This window comes from Agathobacter sp. (assembly GCF_977054825.1).
The window spans coordinates 28882-53105 of record NZ_CDRTEH010000018.1 but is presented as its reverse complement, the minus strand read 5'-3'; the positions used below and the strand labels follow the sequence as shown (position 1 = coordinate 53105).

Here is a 24224-nt window from a genome sequence, read left to right as displayed (position 1 = left end):
TTCTAGGTGGAAGATTTGTGATGGCAATAAGTGTCTTTCCAACAAGCTCTTCTGGCTCATAATAAGCGTGGATTCCGCTTAAAATAGTGCGGTCTGTGCCTGTTCCGTCATCTAAAGTAAACTGTAAAAGTTTTTTGCTCTTTGGTACTGCTACACATTCCTTAACCTTAACTGCTCTAAAATCTGATTTTGAGAATGTATCAAAATCAACTGTTTCCTCAAACAGTGGTTCAATCTTTACATTTGAGAAATCAATCTTTTCTTCAACAGTCGCAATCTGGTCGCAATTCTCTGTCGAATTACTCTTAGATGCCTTATTTTCCTGCTTATCTGAGCTTAATGACTTCATTGTCGGGAACAGCAATACATCCCTGATTGCCTGGCTATCTGTCAGAAGCATTACCAGACGGTCGATTCCGTATCCGATTCCACCTGTTGGCGGCATACCGATTTCAAGCGCATTGAGGAAGTCCTCATCTGTGTGCTCTGCCTCGTCATCGCCTGCTGCTGCGTTGGCATCCTGTGCTGCGAAACGCTCACGCTGGTCGATTGGGTCGTTGAGCTCTGAGTATGCGTTACACATCTCCCATGTATTACAGAACAGCTCAAAACGCTCTACCTTTGTAGGGTCGCTTGGCTTCTTCTTGGTGAGAGGTGATATCTCGATTGGGTGATCCATGATAAAGGTTGGCTGGATAAGCTCCTTCTCACAGTACTCCTCGAAGAAGAGGTTTACGATGTCACCCTTCTTGTGACGCTCCTCGTACTCTATATGATGCTCGTCTGCAAGCTTCTTTGCCGCTGCATCATCAGGTACCTGGTCGAAGTCTACGCCTGCGTATTTCTTGATTGCATCTATCATTGTCATTCGTGCGAATGGCTTTCCAAGGTCGATTTCCACGCCGTTGTATGAGATCTTTGTTGAGCCGCATACCTTCTCAGCGAGGTAACGGAACATTGACTCTGTCAGCTCCATCATGCCCTCGTAGTCTGTGTATGCCTGATAAATCTCCATAAGTGTGAACTCAGGGTTGTGACGTGTATCTACGCCCTCGTTACGGAAAACTCGTCCGATCTCGTATACTCGCTCAAGTCCTCCGACAATGAGTCTCTTTAAGTAAAGCTCAAGGGAAATACGAAGCTTTACATCCTCATTCAAGGCATTGTAGTGTGTCTCGAATGGTCTTGCTGCGGCACCACCTGCGTTTGAGACAAGCATAGGTGTCTCAACCTCCATGAAGTCACGGCCTGCAAGGAAGTTACGGATCTCCTTGAGTATCTGTGAACGCTTGATAAATACCTCTTTGCTCTCCTGATTCATGATGAGGTCTACGTATCTCTGACGGTATCTGGTGTCTGTGTCTGTCAGTCCATGGAACTTCTCCGGGAGTATCTGGAGTGATTTTGAAAGCAGGGTTATCTCCTCTGCATGGATTGAGATTTCGCCTGTCTTTGTTCTGAAGGCGAAGCCCTTTACACCGTAGATATCACCGATATCTGATTTCTTGAAGTCTGCGTATGAGTCTTCTCCGATATTGTCCCTTGCCACATATACCTGGATATTGCCCTTTAAATCCTGAATATTGCAGAAAGAAGCCTTACCCATGACACGCTTGAACATCATACGTCCTGCGATGCTTACCTCGATTGGCTTTGCATCCATGATTTCTCTTCTCTCATTGTAATCGTTGTTGATCACCTCTCGCTTTGCAGCGTCATCCAAGCCCTCTACATCAGGAGCCTTTCTGTCACCGAGAATCTCAGCCTCATGCGCATTGTAAAGCTCCTTTACATCGCTGCTGTGATGAGTGACATCGTACTTTGTAATCTGGAAGGGATCCTTTCCTGCTTCCTGTAAATTCTGTAATTTTTCACGGCGGACCTTAAGGAGCTGGTTTACGTCCTGCTGCTGTCCACCCTTGTTATTATTCTGATTTGCCATTTTTTACCTCTTTTAGTTCTCTTCTGCTCTCTGGATCTCGAGTACCTTGTATGTGAGCTCTCCTACCTGAGTCTCAACAGTTACAGTATCTCCGACTTTCTTTCCAAGAAGAGCCTTTCCTACAGGTGACTCGTTTGAAATCTTGCCCTTTAAGCTGTTTGCCTCTGTTGAACCAACGATTTTGTACTCAAGCTCCTCGTCGAACTCACAGTCAAGGATGCGGATCTTACATCCAATAGAAATCTTGTCAAGGTCAACCTCCTCCTCAACAACAACCTCTGCATTCTTAAGGATTTTCTCGATTTCCTCGATACGAGTCTCGATATCGCGCTGCTCATCCTTAGCTGCATCATACTCAGCATTCTCAGATAAATCACCCTGCTCACGAGCCTCCTTGATCTTCTGGGAAACCTCTTTACGCTTAACAACCTTTAAATGCTCAAGCTCATCCTCGAGCTTCTTAAGACCTGCATATGTCAGAATATTTTTCTTGTTCTCCATGATTCTTACCCTTCCATCTTTCTTTTCTTTTATTTTATTATGTTGATTTGCTAAAATGAAACTTCCCACTTCAAAGACTTAACTTACCGGAAAGTATACAGTATATTCCGAAGAAAAATATGAACTGCCACGGGTTTCCATAGCACCTGGCAACGGAAACCCCGCAGCAAAGAAAATCCCTCTATCCGCGATTCACACCCGTGGCTAACTTCATATTTTTCTGAGGAATAAACTGTATGCTCGGCCGGTAACCACAATACCCTAAATGTGGGAAGTTTGTTTTATTAAATCGTAAAGCCTATTTTAACGCGTGTATTATAATTGAAAATCCCCACTCTGTCAAGGATTTGACCGATTTCAATTTCGAAGCTGTTCCTTATACAAAAGCTCCTCAAGCTGTTCTAAGCTCTCCACCGTATTCACCGCAGCGCGCAGCCTTGATGAATGCGGATATCCTGCCGTATACCACGCTGTGTGCTTTCTCATCTCGTGTATCCCTGTGTACTCGCCCTTGAACTCTATCATCATGCGTGCATGGCGCAGTATCATCCGGCGCACTTCCTCAAAGGATGGCTTTTCCTGATGCTCGCCGGTCTCAAAGTAATGCAGTATCTGTGAGAAAATCCACGGATTGCCCTGCGCTCCCCTGGCTATCATAAAGCCGTCGCAGCCTGTCTGCTCCTGCATTTTTATAACATCCTCTGCACAAAGCAGGTCTCCGTTTCCTATGACCGGTATTGAGACAGCCTCTTTTACCTGCCTTATGATGTCCCAGTCAGCTTTACCGGAGTAGTACTGCTCTCTGGTCCTGCCATGCACTGCGACTGCGCTTGCGCCGCTTTCTTCAGCCACATGTGCCAGCTCTACTGCGTTGACATGCTCATCATCGAAGCCCTTACGAATTTTTACCGTGACCGGCTTATCTATCGCTTTTACTATGCTCTCTATAATCTGACCTGCAAGGATCGGATTTTTCATGAGCGCTGATCCCTCACCGTTGTTTACGATTTTGGGCACCGGGCAGCCCATGTTGATATCCAGTATATCAAACGGTCTTTCCTCTATCTGCTTTGCTATCTGAGCCATTATCTGAGGGTCTGAGCCAAACATCTGGAGTGAAACAGGCTTTTCTCTTTCATCTATTGAAAGAAGCGACTCTGTATTTTTGTTTTTGTACAAAATCGCCTTGGCGCTGACCATTTCCATACATAAAAGGCCGGCTCCCTGCTCCTTGCACAATAAGCGAAATGGCAGGTCTGTTACGCCTGCCATAGGTCCCAGTATCAGGTTGTTTGGGAGTGTCACGCTTCCTATCTGAAGCTTTCGTATCTGATGAATATCCATACTGTTACTTTACTCCCTTGCGGTTCTGCTTGCAATACACGAGGTTTATGCCCTTTAATGTCAGGTCAGGATCGTATACATCCACGTTCTCTGTCTCATTGGCTATTATTCTGCCGAGTCCGCCGGTCACTACAACCTTTGCATCGTACATGCCGGTTTCTTCCTTTACCTTGTTGATGATATACTCTGTCTGTCCTATCTGGCCATACACAAGTCCCGCCTGCATGCTGGTGATGGTATCCTTTCCGAGGATATTATCAGGCTTTTTAATCTCTATCTCAGGAAGCTTTGCCGCATCCTCCCAGAGTGCCTTGGCTGAAATACGTATGCCGGGCGCCGTGATTCCGCCCATAAATGTACCGTTTTCATCGACCATATCGTAGGTGGTTGCTGTGCCGAAATCTATGACTAAAACTGGTCCTCCATATAATTCATATGCAGCTACGGCGTCTACTATACGGTCTGCGCCAATTTGCTGCGGATTTGGTGTGGCGATACGGATGCCTGTTTTGATGCCCGCCTCCACGATTATCGGTCTGATATTAAAGTATTTTATGAGGCCATTCTGCAGTGAATGCATGATATTCGGTACAACGGAGCAGATGATTGCATCATGTATGTCGTCCATGCCTACCTGGTTTCTTTCAAGCAGATTGCTCAAAAGCATGCCGTATTCATCCGATGTACGTGGCATTTTGGTTGTTATTCTAAAGCTCGCTTTTATCCTGTCCCCATCAAACACACCGCATGTGATGTTTGTATTTCCTACGTCCAGTGCTAAAATCATCTGTTATTCCTCCTCGAGTCCTTCTCCCAAAAATACTATGCGATAATACGTCTCTATCGACTCGAGCAGCTCTCTTCGCTCGTTGCGGTACTGCTTTATCTTTAGCACGCTTCCTATCTCGTCATAGAAAAAATCGTTTTCCTTGCAGGATGTTCTGAAATCGAGGTTTCCGTCCTCATCAAACACCAGCTCCAGTATGCCTCCCACATCCTCTGTATACAGGACGCACATAATTTTGAGCTCATCCCTTATAGTCTGTGGAAGTCCGTTAAAATTCTCGTTCAGATAATATTTTTTCTGATATGCGTTTGACACGCAAAGTACTACCTCTTTAGACATATCCGTATATTCCTCTCACTGATACTTCTCCGCTTGAAACCAGCTTGCGTGACTCCCATGTGTCCACGATCAGCTCGCCCTTAGGCGTGATGCCCATCGCCTTTCCGTCAAACGGCTCCTTCGGATCCAGTACCCTTACTGATTTATTCCTGTTGACCAACAGCTTGTCATACTCCCTGACGAGGGCTGAAAGATCCTGCGTCTTTAAAAATGTATCATAATACTGCTCAAAGTATGACATGGTCTCTGCGATTATCTGCGCACGGTGGAATCTTTTGCCACCTGCTTCTATCATGAGTGAGCTCGCCATCCGGCTGATTTCCTCCGGAAAGCTCTCATTGTGCACATTGATACCGATGCCTACAACAATATGGTTGATGTAGTCAAACTGCGCATTCATCTCTGTGAGTATGCCGCACACCTTTTTGCCGTTTACCACAATGTCGTTTGGCCACTTTATCATGGCTTTCTCGCCGGTAACGCTTGTTATGGCCTTTGCGACAGCAAGCGCTGCCACAAGTGTGAGCATGGATGCATTGTTTGGATTGATATCAGGCTTTATCATAAGTGTCATGAAAATACCTGTGCCGGACGGCGATACCCAGCTGCGGCCGCGACGCCCCTTGCCTGACTCCTGCTTGTCCGCTACGACCAGTGTGCCGCTTGGATAGCCTTTTTCGGCAAGCTCCTGAGCCTTGGTGTTGGTGGAGTCTATTGTATCAAAATACAGTACCTCCTTTGCCACCCAGTCTGTGTGCAGGAGGCTTTTTATCTCTGCCTCCGTCATCAGATCAGGCGCTGCCATGAGCCTGTAGCCCTTATTCTGTTGTGCCTCTATCTCATATCCGGCTTCCTTTAGCTGGTTTATGGCCTTCCACACGGCTGTGCGCGATACTCCGAACCGGTTGCATAGCTCCTGCCCTGAAATATAGCCGTCAGCGCTGCGTAGAAGCCTAAGTATTTCTTCCTTCATACTTTATTCCTTAGCTTTGCTCTAGTCTGCAAGTGTTGCACGCATGATTGCCTTTATTGAGTGCATACGGTTCTCTGCCTCATCAAATACCACTGAGCGCTCTGACTCAAATACCTCGTCTGTCACCTCAAGCTCGCTCAGTCCAAACTTCTCATAGACCTGCTTTCCGATTGTGGTCTTTAAATCATGGAAGGCTGGCAGACAGTGCATAAAGATTGCGCTATCCTTTGCATTTTCGAATGCCTTTGCATTTACCTGATATGGCTTTAAGTCGTTGATTCGCTCTGCCCATACCTCTTCCGGCTCGCCCATTGATACCCACACATCTGTGTAGATGACATCTGCGTCCTTTGTGCCCTCTGCCACATCCTCTGTGAGTGTGATTGATGCGCCGGTTGTTTCTGCAACGTCCTTACAGTATTTTACAAGCTCATCATTTGGGAAATACTTCTTGTTTGTGCATGCCACGAAGTCCATTCCGAGCTTTGCACATGTGACCATGAGTGAATTGCCCATGTTGTATCTTGCATCGCCCATGTATACAAATTTCACGCCCTTGAGTCTGCCGAGGTGCTCACGGATTGTAAGCATATCTGCTATCATCTGTGTAGGGTGGAACTCATTTGTCAGACCGTTCCATACCGGTACGCCTGCGTATTTTGCAAGCTCCTCCACGATTTCCTGTCCGTATCCGCGGTACTCGATTCCGTCAAACATTCTGCCGAGCACGCGCGCTGTATCGGCGATGCTCTCCTTTTTGCCTATCTGTGAACCGCTCGGGTCAAGGTATGTAACATGCATTCCAAGGTCATGTGCCGCTACCTCAAAAGAGCAGCGAGTTCTGGTACTGGTCTTTTCAAAAATCAGCGCTATGTTTTTGCCTGTGAGGTCATCATGTCTGATGCCTTTTTTCTTCTTTTCCTTCAGCTCCTGTGAGAGGTCAATCAGATAAGTAATCTCTTCCGGAGTGTAATCCATAAGTTTTAAAAAGTTTCGTCCCTTTAACTGCATTGCTCTTGCCTCCTGGGTTTTATTTGCATCATTTATAGATGCAGGTTGCTATAATTTATATATTTATATTGCTATAATGATGACATTTTACTCTATTTTGGGGTATGTTGCAAGAGGTTTGAAGCATTGAAGCTTAGACTGCAAGCCCGACGGAAGAAATAATTAAAGAGGCTGCAAACCAACAAGCTTTGTTGATTTGCAGCCTCTTTGTTATTTCTTTGTATTGGCTGTTATTATCTGAACTTCATATTTCCGATTGATATTCCTGAGCCGTGATCATTGAAGGATGTGCATCCTCCTGTGTTGTCCACTCCGGACATTGCCTCCTGTGCTGCACTGTAGCATGATGAGGAAATGCGTCCGTTTAGCTTTCTTGCAAGCTTTCCTGATGATGCCGGTCCAAACTGACCCTTCTGGTAAATAACACCTGAGATACTGTTTGGATATGAGCCGCTCTTTACTCTGTTGATGACAGCCGCTCCAACTGCGAGCTGACATTCATAGCTCTCTCCGCCTGCCTCACACTCGATGATTGCTGCAAGCAGTGTCAGGTCATCTGCTCCTGCACTTACTGCCTCGCCCTGTGTGGTCTCGGTTTTCTTTGATTCCTTTGCTGCTTTGGCTGCCTCTTTTGCCGCTTTTTCTTCTGCGGCCTTTCTCTCAGCCTCTTTCTGTGCAGCTATCTGAGCCTGTTCCTCTTCAATTGTGATACCCACTCTTGTGTTTAAGGAACGTGTCGCATAATCTGCTGCGATATATCCTGTCTGTGAATCACAGACTACTGCGATCCAGCCGTCTATCGCCTGCGCTGCGCGGTCCACCTGATAGGTCTTGCCCTGGTCAGCTACCGCTAAGGCCCTGCTGTTTGTATCTGCTGCTTCTCTCACACGAAGTCCGTCCGTATTTACTGTGGCGATTTCTCCGCATGTGTCATAAGCATAGCTTAGTGCGTCAGTTCCGGTCACACAGTAAGAGACATTGACATATCCGTCTACATTTCCTGACTTGATGTGAGCCCAGGTGCCATCGTTTTCTACGATGTCTGCCACACTTCCTTTATATAATTTTCCAACAATATCTGACTGTTCATCGGCCTGTGCTCTTACGTTGAGAGATTCTTCAACATTTGGCATAAGCTTTGTCTGCCATTCCTGCTGCTCCTGTGTGAGCTGTGGCTGCGCCTCCTGCTGTGCATCCTGTGCTGCTGCCACCATCTCAACATTTTCTTTTTCTACTGTAACAGCATTCTCTGCTGTGAGGCTCTTCTCATAATCAAAAAGAGTCGCTGCTACGCCAGCATAACTATTATAACCAGTATGCTCTAAACCAGTGTTTGCTAGCACCTTATCCTCTGCTTTGACCTCAGAGCGTCCGCTGTTAGTAACCGCGGTAACCGTCAGCATGGCGCACAGTCCACAGACCGTAATGCTATCGATTACTTTTTTGTTTAGCTTCATATAATCCTCCATATGGTGTAGTATATGTTGTTTTTGTTACGTTTATTACACCTATGTTGCATTTGTTACAACTTTGTTACAGTCGGTATAATATCACAGTAATACCATTTTGTCAAATTTCATGGAAAAATCTCCTGCAGCACCGATGAAATCACCCCATTCTGATGCGCTTTATGCTCTATCTCAAGCTTGTCATTCTCGCTTCTCGACAGCTCGTCTATGTAGTCACTCACCTGTTTTTCTATTTTATATATCTCGTTGCTCAAAAGTCTTATCCTGTGTGAGAGTGCGAACAAGGTCACTATGACCGTCAGCATAAAAAGTGCAAGCATTATCACAAATATGCCTCCTGCCATGATGTCCATATTGTCCATTAATAATTCCATATTGATTCTTCCTCCCTGTCATTCTTTTTCTTGTACATCGTTCAAAATTTAACTTACCCTAAACCTCAGATTGATGTACTATTGATTATTATAACCAATTCACTTGAACTTAACAGTTCCTATCGGTCGCAAGTTTCGACATTTATCCGGTATTGCAGGGCAAACTTTCGCCGGTAACTTGGTATTGACTTTTATTGTGTTGAGTATAATATAAATATGAGACAAAACAGGAATGCAAGAAAGGATACATATATATGAAGAAAATAGTTATGACAGGTGGCGGTACTGCAGGTCATGTCACTCCAAATATCGCTCTTATGCCGGCACTTAAGGAGGCCGGATACGATATCGAATACATCGGCTCATTCAATGGAATGGAGAAGGGTCTTATCGAGGCCCAGAAGATTCCTTATCACGGCATTTCATCCGGAAAGCTGCGCCGATACTTTGACTGGAAGAACTTTACAGATCCGTTCCGTGTGTTAAAGGGCTACGGTCAGGCTGTAAGCCTCATGAAAAAACTCAAGCCTGATGTAGTATTTTCTAAGGGTGGCTTTGTTTCCGTACCTGTTGTGCTTGCCGCAAAGCACTGCCATGTGCCGGCTATCATCCACGAGTCGGATATCACTCCGGGACTTGCCAACAAAATCGCTATAAAGGGCGCCAAAAAGGTCTGCTGCAATTTCCCTGAGACCATGAAATATCTGCCTGCTGACAAGGCCGTGCTCACCGGCTCACCTATCAGACGCGAGCTTTTTAGCGGCGTTGCCGAAAATGCCATAAAGCTTTGTAATTTTCCTGACCACAATAAGCCTGTCATCCTCATAATCGGAGGAAGCCTTGGCTCTAAAAAGGTCAACGAAGCTGTCCGTGAGATTCTCCCTGAGCTCCTTAAGGATTTCTACGTGATTCACCTCTGTGGAAAGGGCAATCTGGACAACAAGCTTGCCGGAATCACAGGCTATGCACAGTTTGAGTACGCCAATGCTGAGCTCACCGACATGTTCGCTCTGGCTGACATGGCTATCTCAAGAGCCGGAGCCAACTCTATCTGCGAGCTGCTTGCTCTGCACAAGCCAAACATCCTGATTCCTCTGTCTGCTGCTGCCAGCCGCGGAGACCAGGTATTAAATGCAAAGTCCTTCAAAAAGCAGGGCTTTTCATATGTCATCGAGGAGGAGGAGCTCACAAAGGATTCTCTCCTTAACGCAGTAAAAGAGGTTTACGGCAACAGGGATAAATATAAGGATGCCATGGCAAAGAGCGGTCAGATGGATTCCATCGCTACTATAATTGATTTGATTAACTCTCAGGTGAAGAAATCGTCATAGAGTCAATTTTTAGTGTCATTGCATATTATAAAATATTATAAAAAATAAAAGCCCGGATATGAACTACATTTGCATATCCGGGCTTTTTGTTTTTTAATAATGTGTAATTATTAGCAGCTATTACATGCTCATCTCGTCGCAGATTTTCTTCATCTCGTCATCAGTGAACTCCTTGTGGTTCCACTCTATGACATTCTTGTTGTCATCTGACTCATATCTTGGAATCAGGTGCATATGGAAATGGAATACTGTCTGACCGGCCACCTCACCGTTGTTCTGTACCAGGTTGTAGCCTTCACAGCCAAGCACCTCTTTCTCATGTGTCATAATCTTCTTCGCGAGCTTTGCTGCCTTGGCAAGTGTCTCATCCTCAATCTCGAAAATATTTGCATAATGCTGCTTCGGAAGGATAAGTGCATGTCCCTTTGTAGCAGGACTTGCATCGAGTATTACCTTGAAATCATCATCCTCGTAGATTGAATTGGTCGGGATATCCCCATTTGCCAGTTTACAGAAAATACAGTTATCGTCTTTCATCCTTGTCACCTCATATTATATAATTATTATGCAACTATTCAGAACCACTTTTGCGATTGTGCGTGGGATAATCCCGAATACTTACATTGTTGTAATTCAAAAGTTATTGTAATCCAAAAGTCAGTTAAAAAGGAAATATCTGATCGAGCATGCGCAGTGTCTTGAAATTGCCCTTTGCCGTCATCTCTCCGGTCATAAATGCCCGCTGGAAGGTCATGTGACCGTCTATTATAGACTCCATGATACTCTTTGAAATTTTGGCATATACATCCACTATATCCTCTTCGCCATAGTGTATATCCAGCTTATCCTCATCCACCTTTATATATAATGGATTTTTAATACCCTCTATATTAAATGAATAGCCGGCCTTAAATTCACGAAGTGGAATAAAATGAGCTTCAAGCTCCTTGATATATGGCATGTCATCTGTGGATGCCTGCTGACCGAGCATGTCCTTGAACATGGTTGCAAGCTCCTCGATATCCTCCTTCTGCTGCTTGACATATGTATCATCAGACACGTACTTCGACAGCTGCTCACTCTCCTGTGGGGTGAGATTGAGCTGCTGTGTCCTGAGCACGCTTTGCTTCACTGCCTGATTACTTGTAGGCAGACTCTTAATTTTCTGGGATATCGTACGATACAGATTCTCCGCACGTTTTTCTATTATGAGATTGTACTCCTTATTGAGCTGAAACGCAGTAATATCCTCTACATATCCGCATAGTCCTGAGCACGGCAGACCACCAAGTATCTCCCATGCATTGCAAAGTGTGGTCTCCGCCTCGCGCTCTCCATATGTGGTAGACATGACAATAGGCTGCATATATGTATTGCTTATCTTTTCTTTGTCGCCGTAAAGCCAGCATGCATCAAGGAACTGCTGCATGTATCCGCCTATGCCAAGCCACTCAACCGTCGTTGCTAGAATGATTCCATCTACATCCTTAAAGGTCTGTGGCAATGTAGCTATTTCATTCTTGTGCTCATAGATATTGTATCTCTCCACCTTTACGCGGAGCTCCTTTAGCACATTTTCTATCCTGCTTATCACATACAGTGTCGGATCGTCCAGTAAGCCTCTTCCACCATAATAAATATTTATCTTCATGTAGCTTCTCCTACCATTAATTTCTAGTTGATATTATATTTATTATATCTCTTTTTGCGATATAAAACAATTGAAATAACAAATCCGCCTACGAGCCCGCCTCCATGAGCCCAATTGTCCACTCCCTGCGTTGAAACTCCATAATATATCATCAGAATAACCATAAATACAGCCTGCTGCCTGCTGATTCCCTCATAAAAGCCTCTGTTTGCTATAACTATCCACACAAGCGCTCCCACCAGACCAAATATCGCCCCGGAAGCACCTGCCGATACCGCATAGTCATTATTATAAAGCATAACGATGTATGACAATACACTTCCACACATGCCTGCTGCCAGATATGTAACTAAAAGCTTCACATGCCCCACGGCTTTCTCCACTATCTGACCGACAGCACCTAAAACCACCATATTGTTAAGTATATGCATCAATCCAAAATGCATAAACATCGAAGTGAACAGCCTCCAGTACTGGCCATCCTTTATATACTCAGGGTACATGGCTCCGTGGGCTGCCATATACTGAGCATCAAGTGTGCTGCCTGATATACTCATCAGCACAAAAACTATTATATTTACCACTATTATGCCAATTGTCATATATGGTTTTGTATCAATGCATTTTATATTCTGCAAATTTGTGGGGTCTCCTTAATTTTTAAATACTTTTTCTTCTTATTATAAATTTTAAGGAGCTTATTTGCAACAATTATACAAACCGGTACTTAACATCGGCAAATCTGATGATATCATTTGACTTGAGCTGCTTCTTCTGCTTGTACGCAAGCACCTCATTATTCACAAAGGTTCCGTTTGTGGAGTTTAAATCCTCCAGATAAAATTCCTGGTTTTCCCTGTTTATAACTGCATGAAAATGACTTATTGTATCCTTGCCTATTACCGCATCGGCCTCGTCGCCCTGACCAATACGCGTACAATCTTTGTCTATTATTATATTACTGCGGTTTTCCATGCCCTCATACAAAAGCATACCCTGAGGGTGCTCCCTGTAATCGCTCAGACATACTGTGGGGTGTATCTGACGCGGTACAGGCTCGGGTGCAGCCTCTGAGCTTGGGTGTATAAGCATGGTGTCATCCATTTTTTTACTATTTTCTTTTCGTTTTTCTTTTTTAAACCATTTTCTGCCTGTGTCCGTTTTTTTAGGCTTTTCTGTTACTGCTGCCTGCTTCTTTCGCTCCGGCAGCCTGATATCCAGCTGCTCCAACAGATACACACGAAGCTTATCGTACAGTGTAGGCTTTACCTGCTCCTTCGGCTCCTCTACCCTGACCTGTGGCTGTGAAATCGGCGCAACCACCTCCTCCACCGGCTTTTCAGCTACCTTTTTCTGACGCTCCTCGATTATGGCATTTCGAATATCAGCGATACTGTAATTGCCATTTATGGTTTTCTCGTATATGCCATATGCTATATGTATCGCTTCAGCATCACTGTGATCAAGCTTTGTGAGCATATACTCCATCAAATGCTGGAAGGTATTGCAAATTGTCTTCATCTGTGCCGGGTATGCTGTAAAATATATTTCCTCATCCTGATTTACCCCTTTTATGTGTATTAGCTGAGGATCAAGCACCAGAGATTCTGCGCTAACAAGATGATTCTCCAAAAGCTCCATCTTGTTACAGATACTCACCACAAGCTTTTCAAGAAACTCAAGCTTTATATCATTGTACTGGCAGCGCATTTCCAAAGACTGAACTCCTGATATATCATACCAGTACTGCCCTTCATTATTCACATAACACTTCTCCATCGGCAGAAAGCCCGGAATATTGTTTTTCAGCAATATCTTTTCATCTAGCGGCCTCACCTCGTCACAACGCAGCTTCATAAAGCTGCCTGTCATCTTTCTCTCATATACTATTTCATTAGAATTCATTTACTACCTCTTTCAAAACCTGATAATTATAGAAATCATCCACCAGCCACATATCAGTAGCATACTCATAAGAGCTGTCTTCCTTCATTTCGTTATACAGCACAAGTCCCATCTTCATCGCTATTGCAAGCATAACAATAAATATAGGTATAATAATTGCCCCCTCTACTGTATAACTGCCATTTAGTCCATAAGATAAATCTATATTTAATTTATTTTCAGTCACATAAATACCTCCGTCAGTCCATATCCCAGCAGCAGAAATGGTGTAAATGCAATCTGCATCTTTCTCCCCACTCTGCCTGATGCAATTAAAATAACGGAAATTATTCCTGCTATTGTAAGCCCCATCACCATAGTGCTGCACACTATGTCAACAGTCACGAACAATCCCATCAAAGTCACAACAGCAGCATCTCCATATCCTATCTGCTCCCTTGTAAGAAACGCTGCTGCCATAAGCACTATTCCGGGAATCAGGGCAACAGCCACTGACATAATTGACTGCTGTGCATAAATAGAGCTTATAATACCCACAATCCCCATTACTATCAATACAACGACCGGTATCTTTTTTGTTGAAAAGTCGATTATACTGATTATTCCAAGTAAAATGATAAGCTGTATCATGTTCCTTCTCCTTTACATTTACTGCACAGGTTTTTGCCATTCACCTCTGATTTGTGCACCTTGTGTACTGTCCGCTTAAGCTTACTGCATCCAAGCTTTCCGTGATAGCTAGTGCCATAATCTGTTATAAATACCGTCGAGGTTTTTGTTTTTTTATCCGCGGCACAATAACACGCGTGGTATTTCCTACCATCTTTGTTTCTGCTTGCCCCCACCTGTGACCATTTGATGCTCTTTATGCTCAGATCCAGGTAGTTGCACTGCTCGGACAGGTGATAAACACTTCCATAGTCCGTGTAAAACACATAGGGATCCGTCTTTTCACCGGGATTTTTGCCTGTCCATTTTCTGCTGTTGCTATGATCCTCTATCCATATTCCATCCACAGTAAAAAAGCTCACCGGAAGCTTTACCTTGTACTTTGCCTTAAGCGCGACATCATCACCATCCATACTTGAGCCAAGCAGTGACACTCCATACCTTCCGCCGCTCACGTATGTATCAATGTGCTTTGAGTCAGATATTTTACTCCTAAAAAGTACCTCTGCAGTCGCCACTGAGACAACGGACGAATCGTTTGCACTGCTTGCTAACGCACTCATCCGGGCTGAATAGTACAGCGCCGCTTTTACCTGCGACTCCACCTGAACCACCCTGAAGAAAAAAAGTATAAATACAAAAAATCCTGCTACAAGCGGAAATATTACCGCAGCCTCAAGTGTATAAGACGCCTTCAGGCAGGTGCATGAGGGCATCTTTTGAGAACTATCATCGCCTGGGAGTTTGGCCTTTCTATAAAGTTTTTTTATGTGGAACTTTACTTTATTAACAAAAGACACCTTCATACACCTGCCTTTCTTATTTTGTCAGCGTCCGTAATAGGAATACTTTGCCTGATTTTTTATGGTATACTCGTTATCTGCCCCATCCAACAGATTCACAAAGCATAAAAATAAGCCATGATATTTGTAGCTTACATCTGCACTAAGCTCACAGATTGCATTGTCCATTCTAAAGCCTTCATGACCACCGGTCATGCGTACTGTAGCCTCCTGCACATCCATCGAACGATAAGCTATATTTTTCATGCTCTTTGTAAAAAGCAACATTCCAAGATATGATTTGTAGCCTATTCCTTCACTTGAGCTTTTTGCCTTCACCTGCCCTGTGAGCATGCTTGTCATGCCATACAGACTGGAGGTCCATGATGTATCACTTTTTATCAGGGGAATCTTATCTCCATCCAAAAGTGCCCTTAAATCCAGCACACTCTCACAGAATGCCCATGCCGCCAGAATTCCCTTTTCCACCCCTTCAATCACCTCCGGTGTCAGAGTAATTCCACCGATAATTGTGGCAAGAGCCATCGCCTGTGCCTGCTTTGATGCGCTTCCTGCCAGATATGTCATATTGACAGCCGCACGCAGAGCCAGTATTTCTGCTATAACAATCTTCAGATTATCCTTATCACTCGCCCTGCCTCCTATGATATACTCCACCTCATAGTTTAGGGCATGGTTTGGATTTGTATCAGTATAACAGCTCATATATGTCAGAATATACTGCTGCATAAGCACCTTTGCATACCAGTCATCACTGCTTTCCGACCAGCCTCCCGTTCCTTTATGCAGACTGCGCCCGGACACTCTGGCTGATGTGTCAATACTGTTTCCTGACACAGTGCTCTCATCAACCACCTGTGATAATATGCCGGATGCCTTTACCTTTTGCACCTTTACCAGCGGATTTTCAACTGTATTATCGCCGCCGGCGCCTTCTGCTTTGCTTTCTGATGTCTGCTTTCCTTTTGAAGCCGATGAAGGCGCACTGTAAGCTCTGGGCGGTGACGATTTTGCTATGCTTTTGCCTCCGCCTTCATGAGCTGCATTGTCCTTTAAGGCTTCCAGCGCACTATCTATTTTACTGTCATCATACTCACCTGCAGACTTGTTTTCATTCAATGAGCTGTACTGACTGTAAAGATTTCTGACTGTCTCATAACCAATATTTTTCTTCATATATGATACAACTGCATTTGTATACACATCGCCTCCATCATCTGTCATGAGTACATATTTCATGGCTTCGGGCTCCTCCATTGACAGCCTTAACATGCTGGTGCCGTTTACAATAGTGCCTCCGGCAAAAGTGCCCGAATCGCCTATCTTAAAATTATCGGTCGTCAGCTTCTTCATATACGACTTGACATTTTCGATATCCACATTGCCCATTGCGTCACTTCCGGCATCGTATGCAAGCAAATGGTATTCATCCCACAATGGCCTGCAATACTGTGCAAAAACTGATTCTGCTACAGCCTCTGAATTCATGTCTGCTATATTGATAAGTGTCAGATTCCTGCCGGCTTCAAGTACAGTAAACAGAAACTGTGACACCAGCATGAGAAGCATCGTGGCAAATATCGTTATACTGCCTCTCACACTTTACCAGCCTCTCTTGTGATTGTTTGAAAGATATTGTTTACAAGTGTCGTAAGCTGCTTCTTAAAAATCAGCACCAGACCGATTAAAACGACAATTATCAGTATCATTTCCACTACTCCGGCGCCATCCTCATCCAATAAAAAATTCTTAAATCCTAACATAATTTTTCCTTTCTACATCTTAAAATCAATGATTGCGGGTGCTATTACTATTGCTATAACTATAGCCATCATAATCATCATCGGCATAAGCATTTTTGTACCGGCCTCCTCGCCAAGCTTCAAAGCCAAAAGTCTCCTCTCATCAAATGCATCCTCCGATTCCTTCTCGAGCATCTCACATACACCCTTACTTCCTTTGTGAATACTCTGTAAAATAATGCGTACAAGCTTCTGGTAGCATGGCAGCTTTACTCTTTCCGCAAAGCCTGCGTATGCTTTTCTGCCTGTCATGCCATCTGAGATTTCTCTCTCCGTCACAAGCATTTCCTCGTAAGCGGGCATAATATTTTTATTATTATTTTTCCGCTCATCAAGATAACGGGCGGTAATCCTATTCCATGCCTGCTCCACAGTCATTCCGGAACCCATCAAAACAGCCATTTTACTGACTATCTCCGGATATTCGAGCTGCAGCTGTATATTCCTCTCCTTCTGCGCTGTCTTCTTTTTTTCCTTTTTCTCAAGCACCAGAAGAACTATAACAACAACTTCAAGCATGGCTATTTTACCTGCCGTATTGCTTTTTTCCTGCGTCCAGCTAAGCTTCACTCCATCTACCTCATCCGGTAGCGTGAGCTTTTTTGTACCGGCCTTTGACATCTCACTGTCAATATGTCTGTTTATATCCTTTATGAGACGCTCTCCTGCATCCAGTTCATCCGGAAATACCACAAACGAGAAATCGTACAGCTGTCTGTGCTCGCCACAGGAAAGCTCAACGCTTGCACTAACCAGCTTTCCCTGCTCATCATCAGCTGCCTCAAATGCATCCTGGTTCACATCTCCGTCAATATCAACCACATCATAGTCACTCAGTGTCCACTCTGCCTCCACGGCTCCTTTGGCATATGCTTCCTTCATATTTATATGCCCTCTGACCTGCTCTACACTCTGGCCTTCTTCGCAAAAGCTCTCATCTATCTCTTTTTTTGCCTGTGTAAACAGCTCGTTCGCCTGTTTATCTGAAGGCTGCTCCTCCCTAAGCTTCAGCTGATAGCTGTAATCCTCATCGAGTCCATCCGCATTCAGCACCAGGTCATATATCGCATCGCCGTCACCTGTATCGTTGCGTGTAAGTGTATTGTCAGTTATGGCATTTGACGACATATCCATGATAAAAGCAAAAACCAAAACTATAACAAATAATGCTGCTATTCTAAGCCTCTTTCCCTCCATCATATGCCTATTCCTACCTGTAAAAATTTCTTTGCCAGCTTAATTGCCCCTGCATAGGCTAAAAGACAGGTACTCATAAAGATTACCCCGACCAGGTTTCCATATAGTGCAGACATATAGTCTCTTGAAGACAGCTTTAAAAAAGCCAAAAGAAAAATCGGAATATAGTTCATAGTCTTTTGCTCAAGCCTTTTGGCAGAAACCGCGACCTCTATCTGTCTGTTGGTATCATACTTTGTCCACATCCTGTAAGTGGTGGACTCTATGATATCCACAAACCTGCCCCCGCTTCTCTTAGCAAATGAGAAAATATCAGAAAAATTGACTATATCCTCCAGACCACTTCTATGAGCAAATTCGGACAGCACCGCCTCAAAGGTCTGATTCATCTTTATCTGTCTGTTCATCTCCTGTATCTCAGACAGCATAAGCGAGTCATTTCCATACATGAGCTGCATCTCTTTTTCTGCCTCCAGCCATGCATTCTCCACGGAATATCCTGCCAGCATATTCGAGCTCAACACCTTAAGTACATTCATAAACTCTTCATTTAGTTTTTCCTTTTGCCTTCTGACGCCCTCCTGTCTGCACAGCTTCGCACAATACACAAACACCACCGGAAAAGCAATAACCACAATGGGACTGTCATAAAACAAATATGCGATAATCACTGTGGCAGCCATACTTTTTATGAAAACAATCCCCCAGTCCTTTGCGGACATGGAATATCTGCTGTAATCCATATAATCAAAACCCTTCGTAACTGTTCAGTAACATACAAGCCTATACTGACAGCTACAGCCTTTCTTACTTTAAGTGCCACATAGCAGTCTATACACTAAGCCCTGCTGCCATAAGCTTGTCGGTGTGGCAAAGTGTCCCTGCTTTCTTTAAAAAGCCCTGTATCCTGCCACTGTCCAAAACACCTGTTTCCTCAAAACAATACAGCGTATGCAGCACAATTTCACCATCCATAAATCCATCCACCTCTGATATCTCGAGCACTCTCCTGCTCTTATCCCTCAGCCTGCCAAGCTGGACAATGATATCTATTCCCGATGCTATCTGCTGGCGTATCGCATTGAGCGGGAAATCCTGCCCCTGAAGCACCATAGTCTCAATTCTTGAAATGATATCCTGTGGTGAATTGGCATGTCCGGTGGACAGCGAGCCGTCATGCCCTGTATTCATAGCCTGAAGCATATCCAGTGCCTCTGCGCCTCTGCACTCGCCCACTATTATCCTGTCCGGTCTCATGCGAAGAGCCGTCCTGATAAGATCTCTTATTGTAATTGGAGTAACCCCATCGGTGTTTGCATTTCTGGTCTCAAGCCTTACTATATTTTTAGCCCCCAGAAGCTGCAGCTCCGCCGAGTCTTCAATTGTAATAATTCTCTCATCATCCGGAATATACTGGGACAAGGCATTCAGGAATGTCGTTTTACCGGAGCCTGTACCACCGGAAATAAATATATTGTATTTGGCCTGCGTCAGTACCTGCAGAAGCCTTGCCACCTCCGGCGAGAGAGCTTCTATCTCAACAAGCCGCTCCATGCTCATAGGATGCTCCGGAAACTTTCTGATTGATACAGCCGAGCCTCCTATAGATATGGGGTTTAGCACTATATTTACCCTGGAACCGTCACTAAGCCTGGTATCAACTATCGGTGATGCCTGATTTACAACCCTGTTATGGCGTCCTACAATCTGCTGTATCACATCCTCCAGCTTCTCCTCCGATGAGAAATGACCCTTGAACCTTTGGATTCTTCCGGCTTTTTCATAGAATATATCGTTTGGACCGTTTACCATAATTTCGGTCACATCCCTGTCATCCACCAGCTCCTGCAGCACATCAAGCTTACGCAGAGAGTTGAATATGGTGCGCTCAAGCTCTGCCCTGTCCTTTATGGTCATTGGTCTGTCGCGTGCCTCTCTTGAAACCACACTTCCGATTAGATCGCATATTTCCTCATCGCTCAGTTCTCTGGACAAATCCATTTCAGAAAGTATAATATCTCTTATTCTCTGTCCAAAATCATCCAGCACACGAAATACCCCGAGTCATGTTTCTTATGACATCTCCAAACTCATTCCACTTCCACAGCTCTACAAGCTTCTCACATGTAGATACCGGCATCGTAATGACCGGAGGCTCAATCAGCTTAATCCTCTCAACTACATTACTTAAGTCTCTTTCCATCAGCTCCTCTGTAAACTCGTACTCTCTCCACTGGCTGATTCCGCCCTTTTTCTGCACCAGATAGATATCACTGCATCTGTCAAGGATATCAAAAAAGCCCTTAAATCTTGTGCCCATATTGAGAACTATGCAGTCATAGTGCATTTCCTTGCCGAGCATCTGAAGCAGATTGTTGCAGATTACCATATTTATCTCGCACAGACACTCTGTATTCTCAATCGGATATACATAGTCCAGCTTCTGCTTTCTTCCTATACAGCTGTTTATTCTGTTGGTCGAGTATCGTCCGGATTCGGCCATCACCAACAGCTCGTCCAGATTATGCTCCACACTCTGCTCAAGCATCCGCGATAGTCCGCTGTTCTCCTGAAAATCAATAAGCAGCACCTTTTCATTCTCACTCAGAATAGATGACAAAGTCATCGCAAAAGGCATCTGGTACTGATTATCAGCAAGTGAATACACACTTATAAGCCTCGTCTGACCTATCAAGGAGCCCTCGCTCGTCAGGTCTCTCACCTCACCGCCCACATGCTTTAGAATCTCTTCCACTATGTGGTTTACTTCCTGATATTTTTCCACAAAATATATGCCCTCCTCACTCTCAATAGGTGTTTCCTCAACAATCTGTATCAGTGGGATATCATTGTTATTCCACCGGTCAAGCTCACTTGAAAGCATGATATCTATCTCGCCCTCTAAGTGTTCAAGCTGGTCTTTCATGGTATACATGTGAATCTCCAGCTGTTCCTTGTAATGATTCATGAAATAGCATGTCAGTCTGTCGCCATATTCTGAATCCTCAATATAAATTCCTAATCTGATTTTTTTCATCCAGGGTACTTTAAATCTCCTTTCTTCACCTCATGCCGTAAAACCATATATCTGCCATGACCGTTCCCAAAAGCACGTATACCGCGAAACTAACAGCTTTCCCCTGTCCCCGGTACCGCATAAATCTGCCACACAGTATACCGTTTAAGTATAAAAATCCATCCCTCATACGCATAAAGAGCTCCTTTTTAAGCACCATGCTTATGAGACCATATCCTGCTGCTGCCACAAAAGCGGCTGCCATGCACAAGGCGGTAAATTTTAAATTTGTAAATGCACATACTACTGAAAATAACTTGATATCCCCGGCTCCTAAAATGCCTGAAAGATATAAGAAATATAAAATGACAACCGGAAAAACTATATCTGGAAGAAACCAGACGATGCTCGCTACCTTGCCCCCCACTAAGCGAAATAGAAACGCACAACCAAGTCCCGTCAGAATCAGCCGGTTACTGATTCTATAATTTTTGAAATCCCCAATTGCTGCTACTGTAAGCAGTATATACAGCATGAGGTGTGATATTAATTTCACAATCACTGTATTTTCATCACCTCTCCTTTCGTGAGACGAATTATAACAACGCAATCCTGATTTTGTCTATAGCTTTTTTTAAAATAAATGCTTTTTGTTAGTTATCCACAAAATGCAGCCGCAAGCAATACACTAATCCACAGTCAAGGCCTTGATTTTACTGATTTTTCACATGTCAAAAGCACTTTTTACAAAATCTGTGAATAGAAGAAACTCTTTTGCTTATACTTGTATTAAGACTTATTTTGTTGGAGGAATTCATGAAATTATTTAAAGAAACGCCTGTAAATGATGGTTACAAAACCCTACAGGATGACATCAGAAAAACAACAGATGAACTTCAAATTGTATACACCAACCTGGAAAATGTGGTTGAGCCCGATTTAATTGACTATTATATCTATCAGGCCAAGGCTGTTTCCATGCGGTATAAATTTCTTTTAAACTGCGCCAAGCGGCTAAATGAGGTTTAAGGAGGCTTAATGAACTAAAAAAGAGGCCTCCTACGCAAGGAAGCCCCTGTTATTATCATTTATAAAGCTCTCTGTAAGCCTGCCCTTCCCATAGGTCATGCCCGCATAGACCTTCTGCGCATTGTCCATAAGCGGTGCCGATTTGTCACCGGCAGCTACGGTTTCAAAGCTGCTTCTTAGCTTTTTCATAATGCCGTCGGCCTCATCCACCAATGACACATCAAGTGAGTAAAGCACTGTGGAAAAAAGCCTCTTGCAGTATGAGTACAGTGGATAAAGCTGTCCTGCGAGAGGATACTTAAAATCAAGCGCACCTATCAGCTCGTCGAGCGCTGCCTGTACATCCGCCACTGCCTTTTTCAAGGCTGCCCTCTCATTAGAAGCGAGGGCAGCCTTTACATCATCCGAAAATCCAAAATATATATCATACATAACAAGCACAAGCCCACCGTTGTTGCACTCACAAAGCCTCCTGGTGAGCTCCTGCTTCAATTCATTTTTCATTGCATATTACCTCGACAATAGTGAAAGTACCTGCTGTGGCAGGTCATTTGCCTGAGACAGCACTGAGATTCCGGCCTGGTCGAGAATATTCTGTGCTGCGTATTCCGTCATCTCGGTTGCCATATCGGTATCCATGATATTGGAATATGCACCGGTCATGTTCTCAGAGGTCTCAGAAAGACTGCTCTCAGCAGATTCCAGACGGTTCTGGAAGGCTCCTATCCTTGAGCGCACACCTGAGACATACTCTATCGCATCATCAAGTGTGGACATTGCCTTGTCTGCACCACCCTTTACCGTCACATCTACCGTATCCAGATAAAGTGTCTCTGATGATACCTCAGGTATCCTGATTTTCATCTCCTGGCCCTCGTTTGCACCAATCTGCACCGCCATATTTCCGATATCGGAAATATCTATCTGCAAATCTCTGCTTCCTGCTGTCATATCCATATCACTGCTCAGCAGAAAATCCATTGAAAAACCACTGTTTCCTACCACATACACCCTGTTGCCGTCGGCTCTTATTGTCTTGTCCGATAGATTTTCTCCGCCTGTAACCACGGCATCCTTACCGTTACTTTTGAGCTGCATATTTCCACTGCCATCGTCGGCATTCTCATAGTCTGCACCTGACAGAGCCTTAAGCGATGAAGAAAGAGTTATATTTACTGTGCTGTCGCTGCCGTACTCATTGGATAAAAAGCTGATGCTATCACCATTCACCTGCATCGTAGTACCGGCTGTAGTCGCTGCCTTCTGTAATTCCTGGATATACTCATCCTGAGTCATATCCGCCTTAACAGCCACACTCACACCGTTTATTGAAATCGTTCCCTCCGCATCAGGCTTTGTAGCAGAAGTAAGACTTCCTGTTGCCTGTGTTGCGAGCGAATTTACTGTGAGCTCATATTTATCTGACGACACATTGTCTGAGAAATTTATTCTGGTAATATAGCTGTTCACCTGAGTCATATTGCCATTTGCATCCTTTTGCCTTACATAGACGCGTGTATCACTCGAACCATCGAGCAGTGACTTTGTATTGTACTCAGTATCGCCCGATATACGGTCCACCTCCTTGGTGAGCTCATCTATCTCTGACTGCAGGGCCTTTTTATCATTCTCAGAATATGTATCTGAAGCACCCTGAACCGAAAGCTCCCTGATTCTCTGGAGCATGCTGCTTACCTCACCAAGTGCTCCGTCTGCTATTTTCATGACATTCTGCGCATCTGATGAATTTGATTTTGCCTGGTCAAGGGCTTCTATCTGTGCCTTCATCTTGTTGGAGATAGCCATTCCTGCCGGATTGTCCTCAGCTGAATTTATCTTGTAGCCGCTTGAGAGCCTTTTCATAGACTTTGATAATCTGTTTTCTGTACCGAGGAGCTGCTTATTTGCCCTGACAGCACTCATATTCCTGTTTATTTTCATGTGTTTTCCTTTCCTGATAATTTCTCAGGCATCCTTGCTGTAGTATTAACATTCCGTTGTCTAATAAGTATATCGAACTACTCAAAAAAAATCTTTATAGTATAATTTGCAATTAAATGCAAATCGTATTATAATAGGCA

At 44.2% G+C, this 24224-nt stretch carries 27 protein-coding genes; 2 read left to right on the top strand and 25 right to left on the bottom strand.

The window, feature by feature from the left end:
• The 9 genes from lysS to ACW6PM_RS11615 all read right to left on the bottom strand — a co-directional run.
• Positions 1-1942: lysine--tRNA ligase (gene lysS / locus ACW6PM_RS11655; RefSeq protein ID WP_456057263.1), on the bottom strand; the 1942-nt coding region annotated here is incomplete at its 3' end.
• 12 nt (positions 1943-1954) lie between these two features.
• Entirely contained in the window at positions 1955-2443 is a 489-nt protein-coding gene (gene greA / locus ACW6PM_RS11650) for a transcription elongation factor GreA (RefSeq protein ID WP_308669343.1), read from the bottom strand.
• Positions 2444-2800: 357 nt separating this feature from the next.
• On the bottom strand, positions 2801-3787 hold the full coding sequence (dusB, locus tag ACW6PM_RS11645; protein WP_456057262.1) for a tRNA dihydrouridine synthase DusB: 987 nt from the start codon (positions 3785-3787) through the stop codon (positions 2801-2803).
• A gap of 4 nt (positions 3788-3791) precedes the next feature.
• Positions 3792-4574 (bottom strand): type III pantothenate kinase, encoded by a 783-nt coding sequence (locus tag ACW6PM_RS11640; RefSeq protein ID WP_456057261.1) that lies wholly within the window; start codon positions 4572-4574, stop codon positions 3792-3794.
• Between the two features lie 3 nt (positions 4575-4577).
• A complete protein-coding gene (locus tag ACW6PM_RS11635; protein WP_012740988.1) occupies positions 4578-4913 on the bottom strand; it encodes a DUF6145 family protein in 336 nt (111 codons plus the stop codon).
• Positions 4906-5886: a biotin--[acetyl-CoA-carboxylase] ligase gene (locus tag ACW6PM_RS11630; RefSeq protein WP_456057260.1), complete on the bottom strand. Its 981-nt coding sequence runs from the start codon at positions 5884-5886 to the stop codon at positions 4906-4908. The genes ACW6PM_RS11635 and ACW6PM_RS11630 overlap by 8 nt, the downstream gene beginning before the upstream one ends.
• A gap of 21 nt (positions 5887-5907) precedes the next feature.
• Positions 5908-6897, bottom strand: a complete 990-nt coding sequence (gene argF, locus ACW6PM_RS11625) for an ornithine carbamoyltransferase (protein WP_015517510.1) — start codon at positions 6895-6897, stop codon at positions 5908-5910.
• 233 nt (positions 6898-7130) lie between these two features.
• Entirely contained in the window at positions 7131-8354 is a 1224-nt protein-coding gene (locus ACW6PM_RS11620; RefSeq protein ID WP_456057259.1) for a cell wall hydrolase, read from the bottom strand.
• A 119-nt stretch (positions 8355-8473) separates the two neighbouring features.
• Positions 8474-8740, bottom strand: a complete 267-nt coding sequence (locus ACW6PM_RS11615) for a hypothetical protein (RefSeq protein WP_308650939.1) — start codon at positions 8738-8740, stop codon at positions 8474-8476.
• A 254-nt stretch (positions 8741-8994) separates the two neighbouring features.
• Here ACW6PM_RS11615 and ACW6PM_RS11610 point away from each other — a divergent pair, with 254 nt between their 5' ends.
• Positions 8995-10071 carry an undecaprenyldiphospho-muramoylpentapeptide beta-N-acetylglucosaminyltransferase gene (locus ACW6PM_RS11610; RefSeq protein WP_456057258.1) on the top strand — a complete coding sequence of 359 codons (1077 nt, stop codon included), beginning with the start codon at positions 8995-8997 and terminating at the stop codon, positions 10069-10071.
• 120 nt (positions 10072-10191) lie between these two features.
• Here ACW6PM_RS11610 and ACW6PM_RS11605 read toward each other — a convergent pair whose 3' ends face one another.
• The 14 genes from ACW6PM_RS11605 to ACW6PM_RS11540 all read right to left on the bottom strand — a co-directional run bounded on the left by ACW6PM_RS11605 (position 10192) and on the right by ACW6PM_RS11540 (position 21676).
• The gene (locus tag ACW6PM_RS11605; RefSeq protein ID WP_321110446.1) at positions 10192-10608 is read right to left on the bottom strand and encodes an HIT family protein; all 417 of its coding nucleotides are present in this window, start codon (positions 10606-10608) and stop codon (positions 10192-10194) included.
• 124 nt (positions 10609-10732) lie between these two features.
• Positions 10733-11722 (bottom strand): SCP2 sterol-binding domain-containing protein, encoded by a 990-nt coding sequence (locus ACW6PM_RS11600; protein WP_308650934.1) that lies wholly within the window; start codon positions 11720-11722, stop codon positions 10733-10735.
• A gap of 23 nt (positions 11723-11745) precedes the next feature.
• On the bottom strand, positions 11746-12360 hold the full coding sequence (locus ACW6PM_RS11595; protein WP_456057257.1) for a rhomboid family intramembrane serine protease: 615 nt from the start codon (positions 12358-12360) through the stop codon (positions 11746-11748).
• A 73-nt stretch (positions 12361-12433) separates the two neighbouring features.
• Positions 12434-13627, bottom strand: coding sequence for a DUF6382 domain-containing protein (locus tag ACW6PM_RS11590; RefSeq protein ID WP_456057256.1), 1194 nt, complete (start codon positions 13625-13627; stop codon positions 12434-12436).
• Positions 13617-13853 carry a TadE/TadG family type IV pilus assembly protein gene (locus tag ACW6PM_RS11585; RefSeq protein WP_448754977.1) on the bottom strand — a complete coding sequence of 79 codons (237 nt, stop codon included), beginning with the start codon at positions 13851-13853 and terminating at the stop codon, positions 13617-13619. The genes ACW6PM_RS11590 and ACW6PM_RS11585 overlap by 11 nt, the downstream gene beginning before the upstream one ends.
• A complete protein-coding gene (locus ACW6PM_RS11580; protein ID WP_308669333.1) occupies positions 13850-14257 on the bottom strand; it encodes a prepilin peptidase in 408 nt (135 codons plus the stop codon). Before ACW6PM_RS11580 ends, ACW6PM_RS11585 begins: the two co-directional genes overlap by 4 nt.
• A complete protein-coding gene (locus ACW6PM_RS11575; RefSeq protein ID WP_456057255.1) occupies positions 14254-15102 on the bottom strand; it encodes a hypothetical protein in 849 nt (282 codons plus the stop codon). Before ACW6PM_RS11575 ends, ACW6PM_RS11580 begins: the two co-directional genes overlap by 4 nt.
• A 21-nt stretch (positions 15103-15123) precedes the next feature.
• Positions 15124-16698 carry a DUF5702 domain-containing protein gene (locus ACW6PM_RS11570; RefSeq protein ID WP_456057254.1) on the bottom strand — a complete coding sequence of 525 codons (1575 nt, stop codon included), beginning with the start codon at positions 16696-16698 and terminating at the stop codon, positions 15124-15126.
• On the bottom strand, positions 16695-16862 hold the full coding sequence (locus tag ACW6PM_RS11565) for a Flp1 family type IVb pilin (protein ID WP_308650927.1): 168 nt from the start codon (positions 16860-16862) through the stop codon (positions 16695-16697). The genes ACW6PM_RS11570 and ACW6PM_RS11565 overlap by 4 nt, the downstream gene beginning before the upstream one ends.
• Positions 16863-16874: 12 nt before the next feature.
• The gene (locus tag ACW6PM_RS11560; protein WP_456057253.1) at positions 16875-18101 is read right to left on the bottom strand and encodes a secretion system protein F; all 1227 of its coding nucleotides are present in this window, start codon (positions 18099-18101) and stop codon (positions 16875-16877) included.
• Positions 18098-18841, bottom strand: coding sequence for a type II secretion system F family protein (locus ACW6PM_RS11555; protein ID WP_456057252.1), 744 nt, complete (start codon positions 18839-18841; stop codon positions 18098-18100). The genes ACW6PM_RS11560 and ACW6PM_RS11555 overlap by 4 nt, the downstream gene beginning before the upstream one ends.
• An 88-nt stretch (positions 18842-18929) precedes the next feature.
• Positions 18930-20099, bottom strand: a complete 1170-nt coding sequence (locus ACW6PM_RS11550; protein WP_456057264.1) for a CpaF family protein — start codon at positions 20097-20099, stop codon at positions 18930-18932.
• 37 nt (positions 20100-20136) lie between these two features.
• Complete coding sequence (locus ACW6PM_RS11545; protein ID WP_456057251.1) at positions 20137-21135, bottom strand: hypothetical protein; 999 nt, start codon at positions 21133-21135, stop codon at positions 20137-20139.
• 25 nt (positions 21136-21160) lie between these two features.
• Positions 21161-21676 carry a prepilin peptidase gene (locus tag ACW6PM_RS11540; RefSeq protein ID WP_308650923.1) on the bottom strand — a complete coding sequence of 172 codons (516 nt, stop codon included), beginning with the start codon at positions 21674-21676 and terminating at the stop codon, positions 21161-21163.
• Between the two features lie 254 nt (positions 21677-21930).
• Here ACW6PM_RS11540 and ACW6PM_RS11535 point away from each other — a divergent pair, with 254 nt between their 5' ends.
• A complete protein-coding gene (locus ACW6PM_RS11535) occupies positions 21931-22143 on the top strand; it encodes a DUF2508 family protein (protein WP_015567885.1) in 213 nt (70 codons plus the stop codon).
• A 30-nt stretch (positions 22144-22173) separates the two neighbouring features.
• On the opposite strand, the gene ACW6PM_RS11530 is transcribed toward ACW6PM_RS11535, so the two are convergent.
• The gene (locus ACW6PM_RS11530) at positions 22174-22647 is read right to left on the bottom strand and encodes a flagellar protein FliS (RefSeq protein ID WP_308669327.1); all 474 of its coding nucleotides are present in this window, start codon (positions 22645-22647) and stop codon (positions 22174-22176) included.
• A 6-nt stretch (positions 22648-22653) separates the two neighbouring features.
• Positions 22654-24084 carry a flagellin N-terminal helical domain-containing protein gene (locus ACW6PM_RS11525; protein WP_456057250.1) on the bottom strand — a complete coding sequence of 477 codons (1431 nt, stop codon included), beginning with the start codon at positions 24082-24084 and terminating at the stop codon, positions 22654-22656.
• Positions 24085-24224 lie beyond the last annotated feature (140 nt).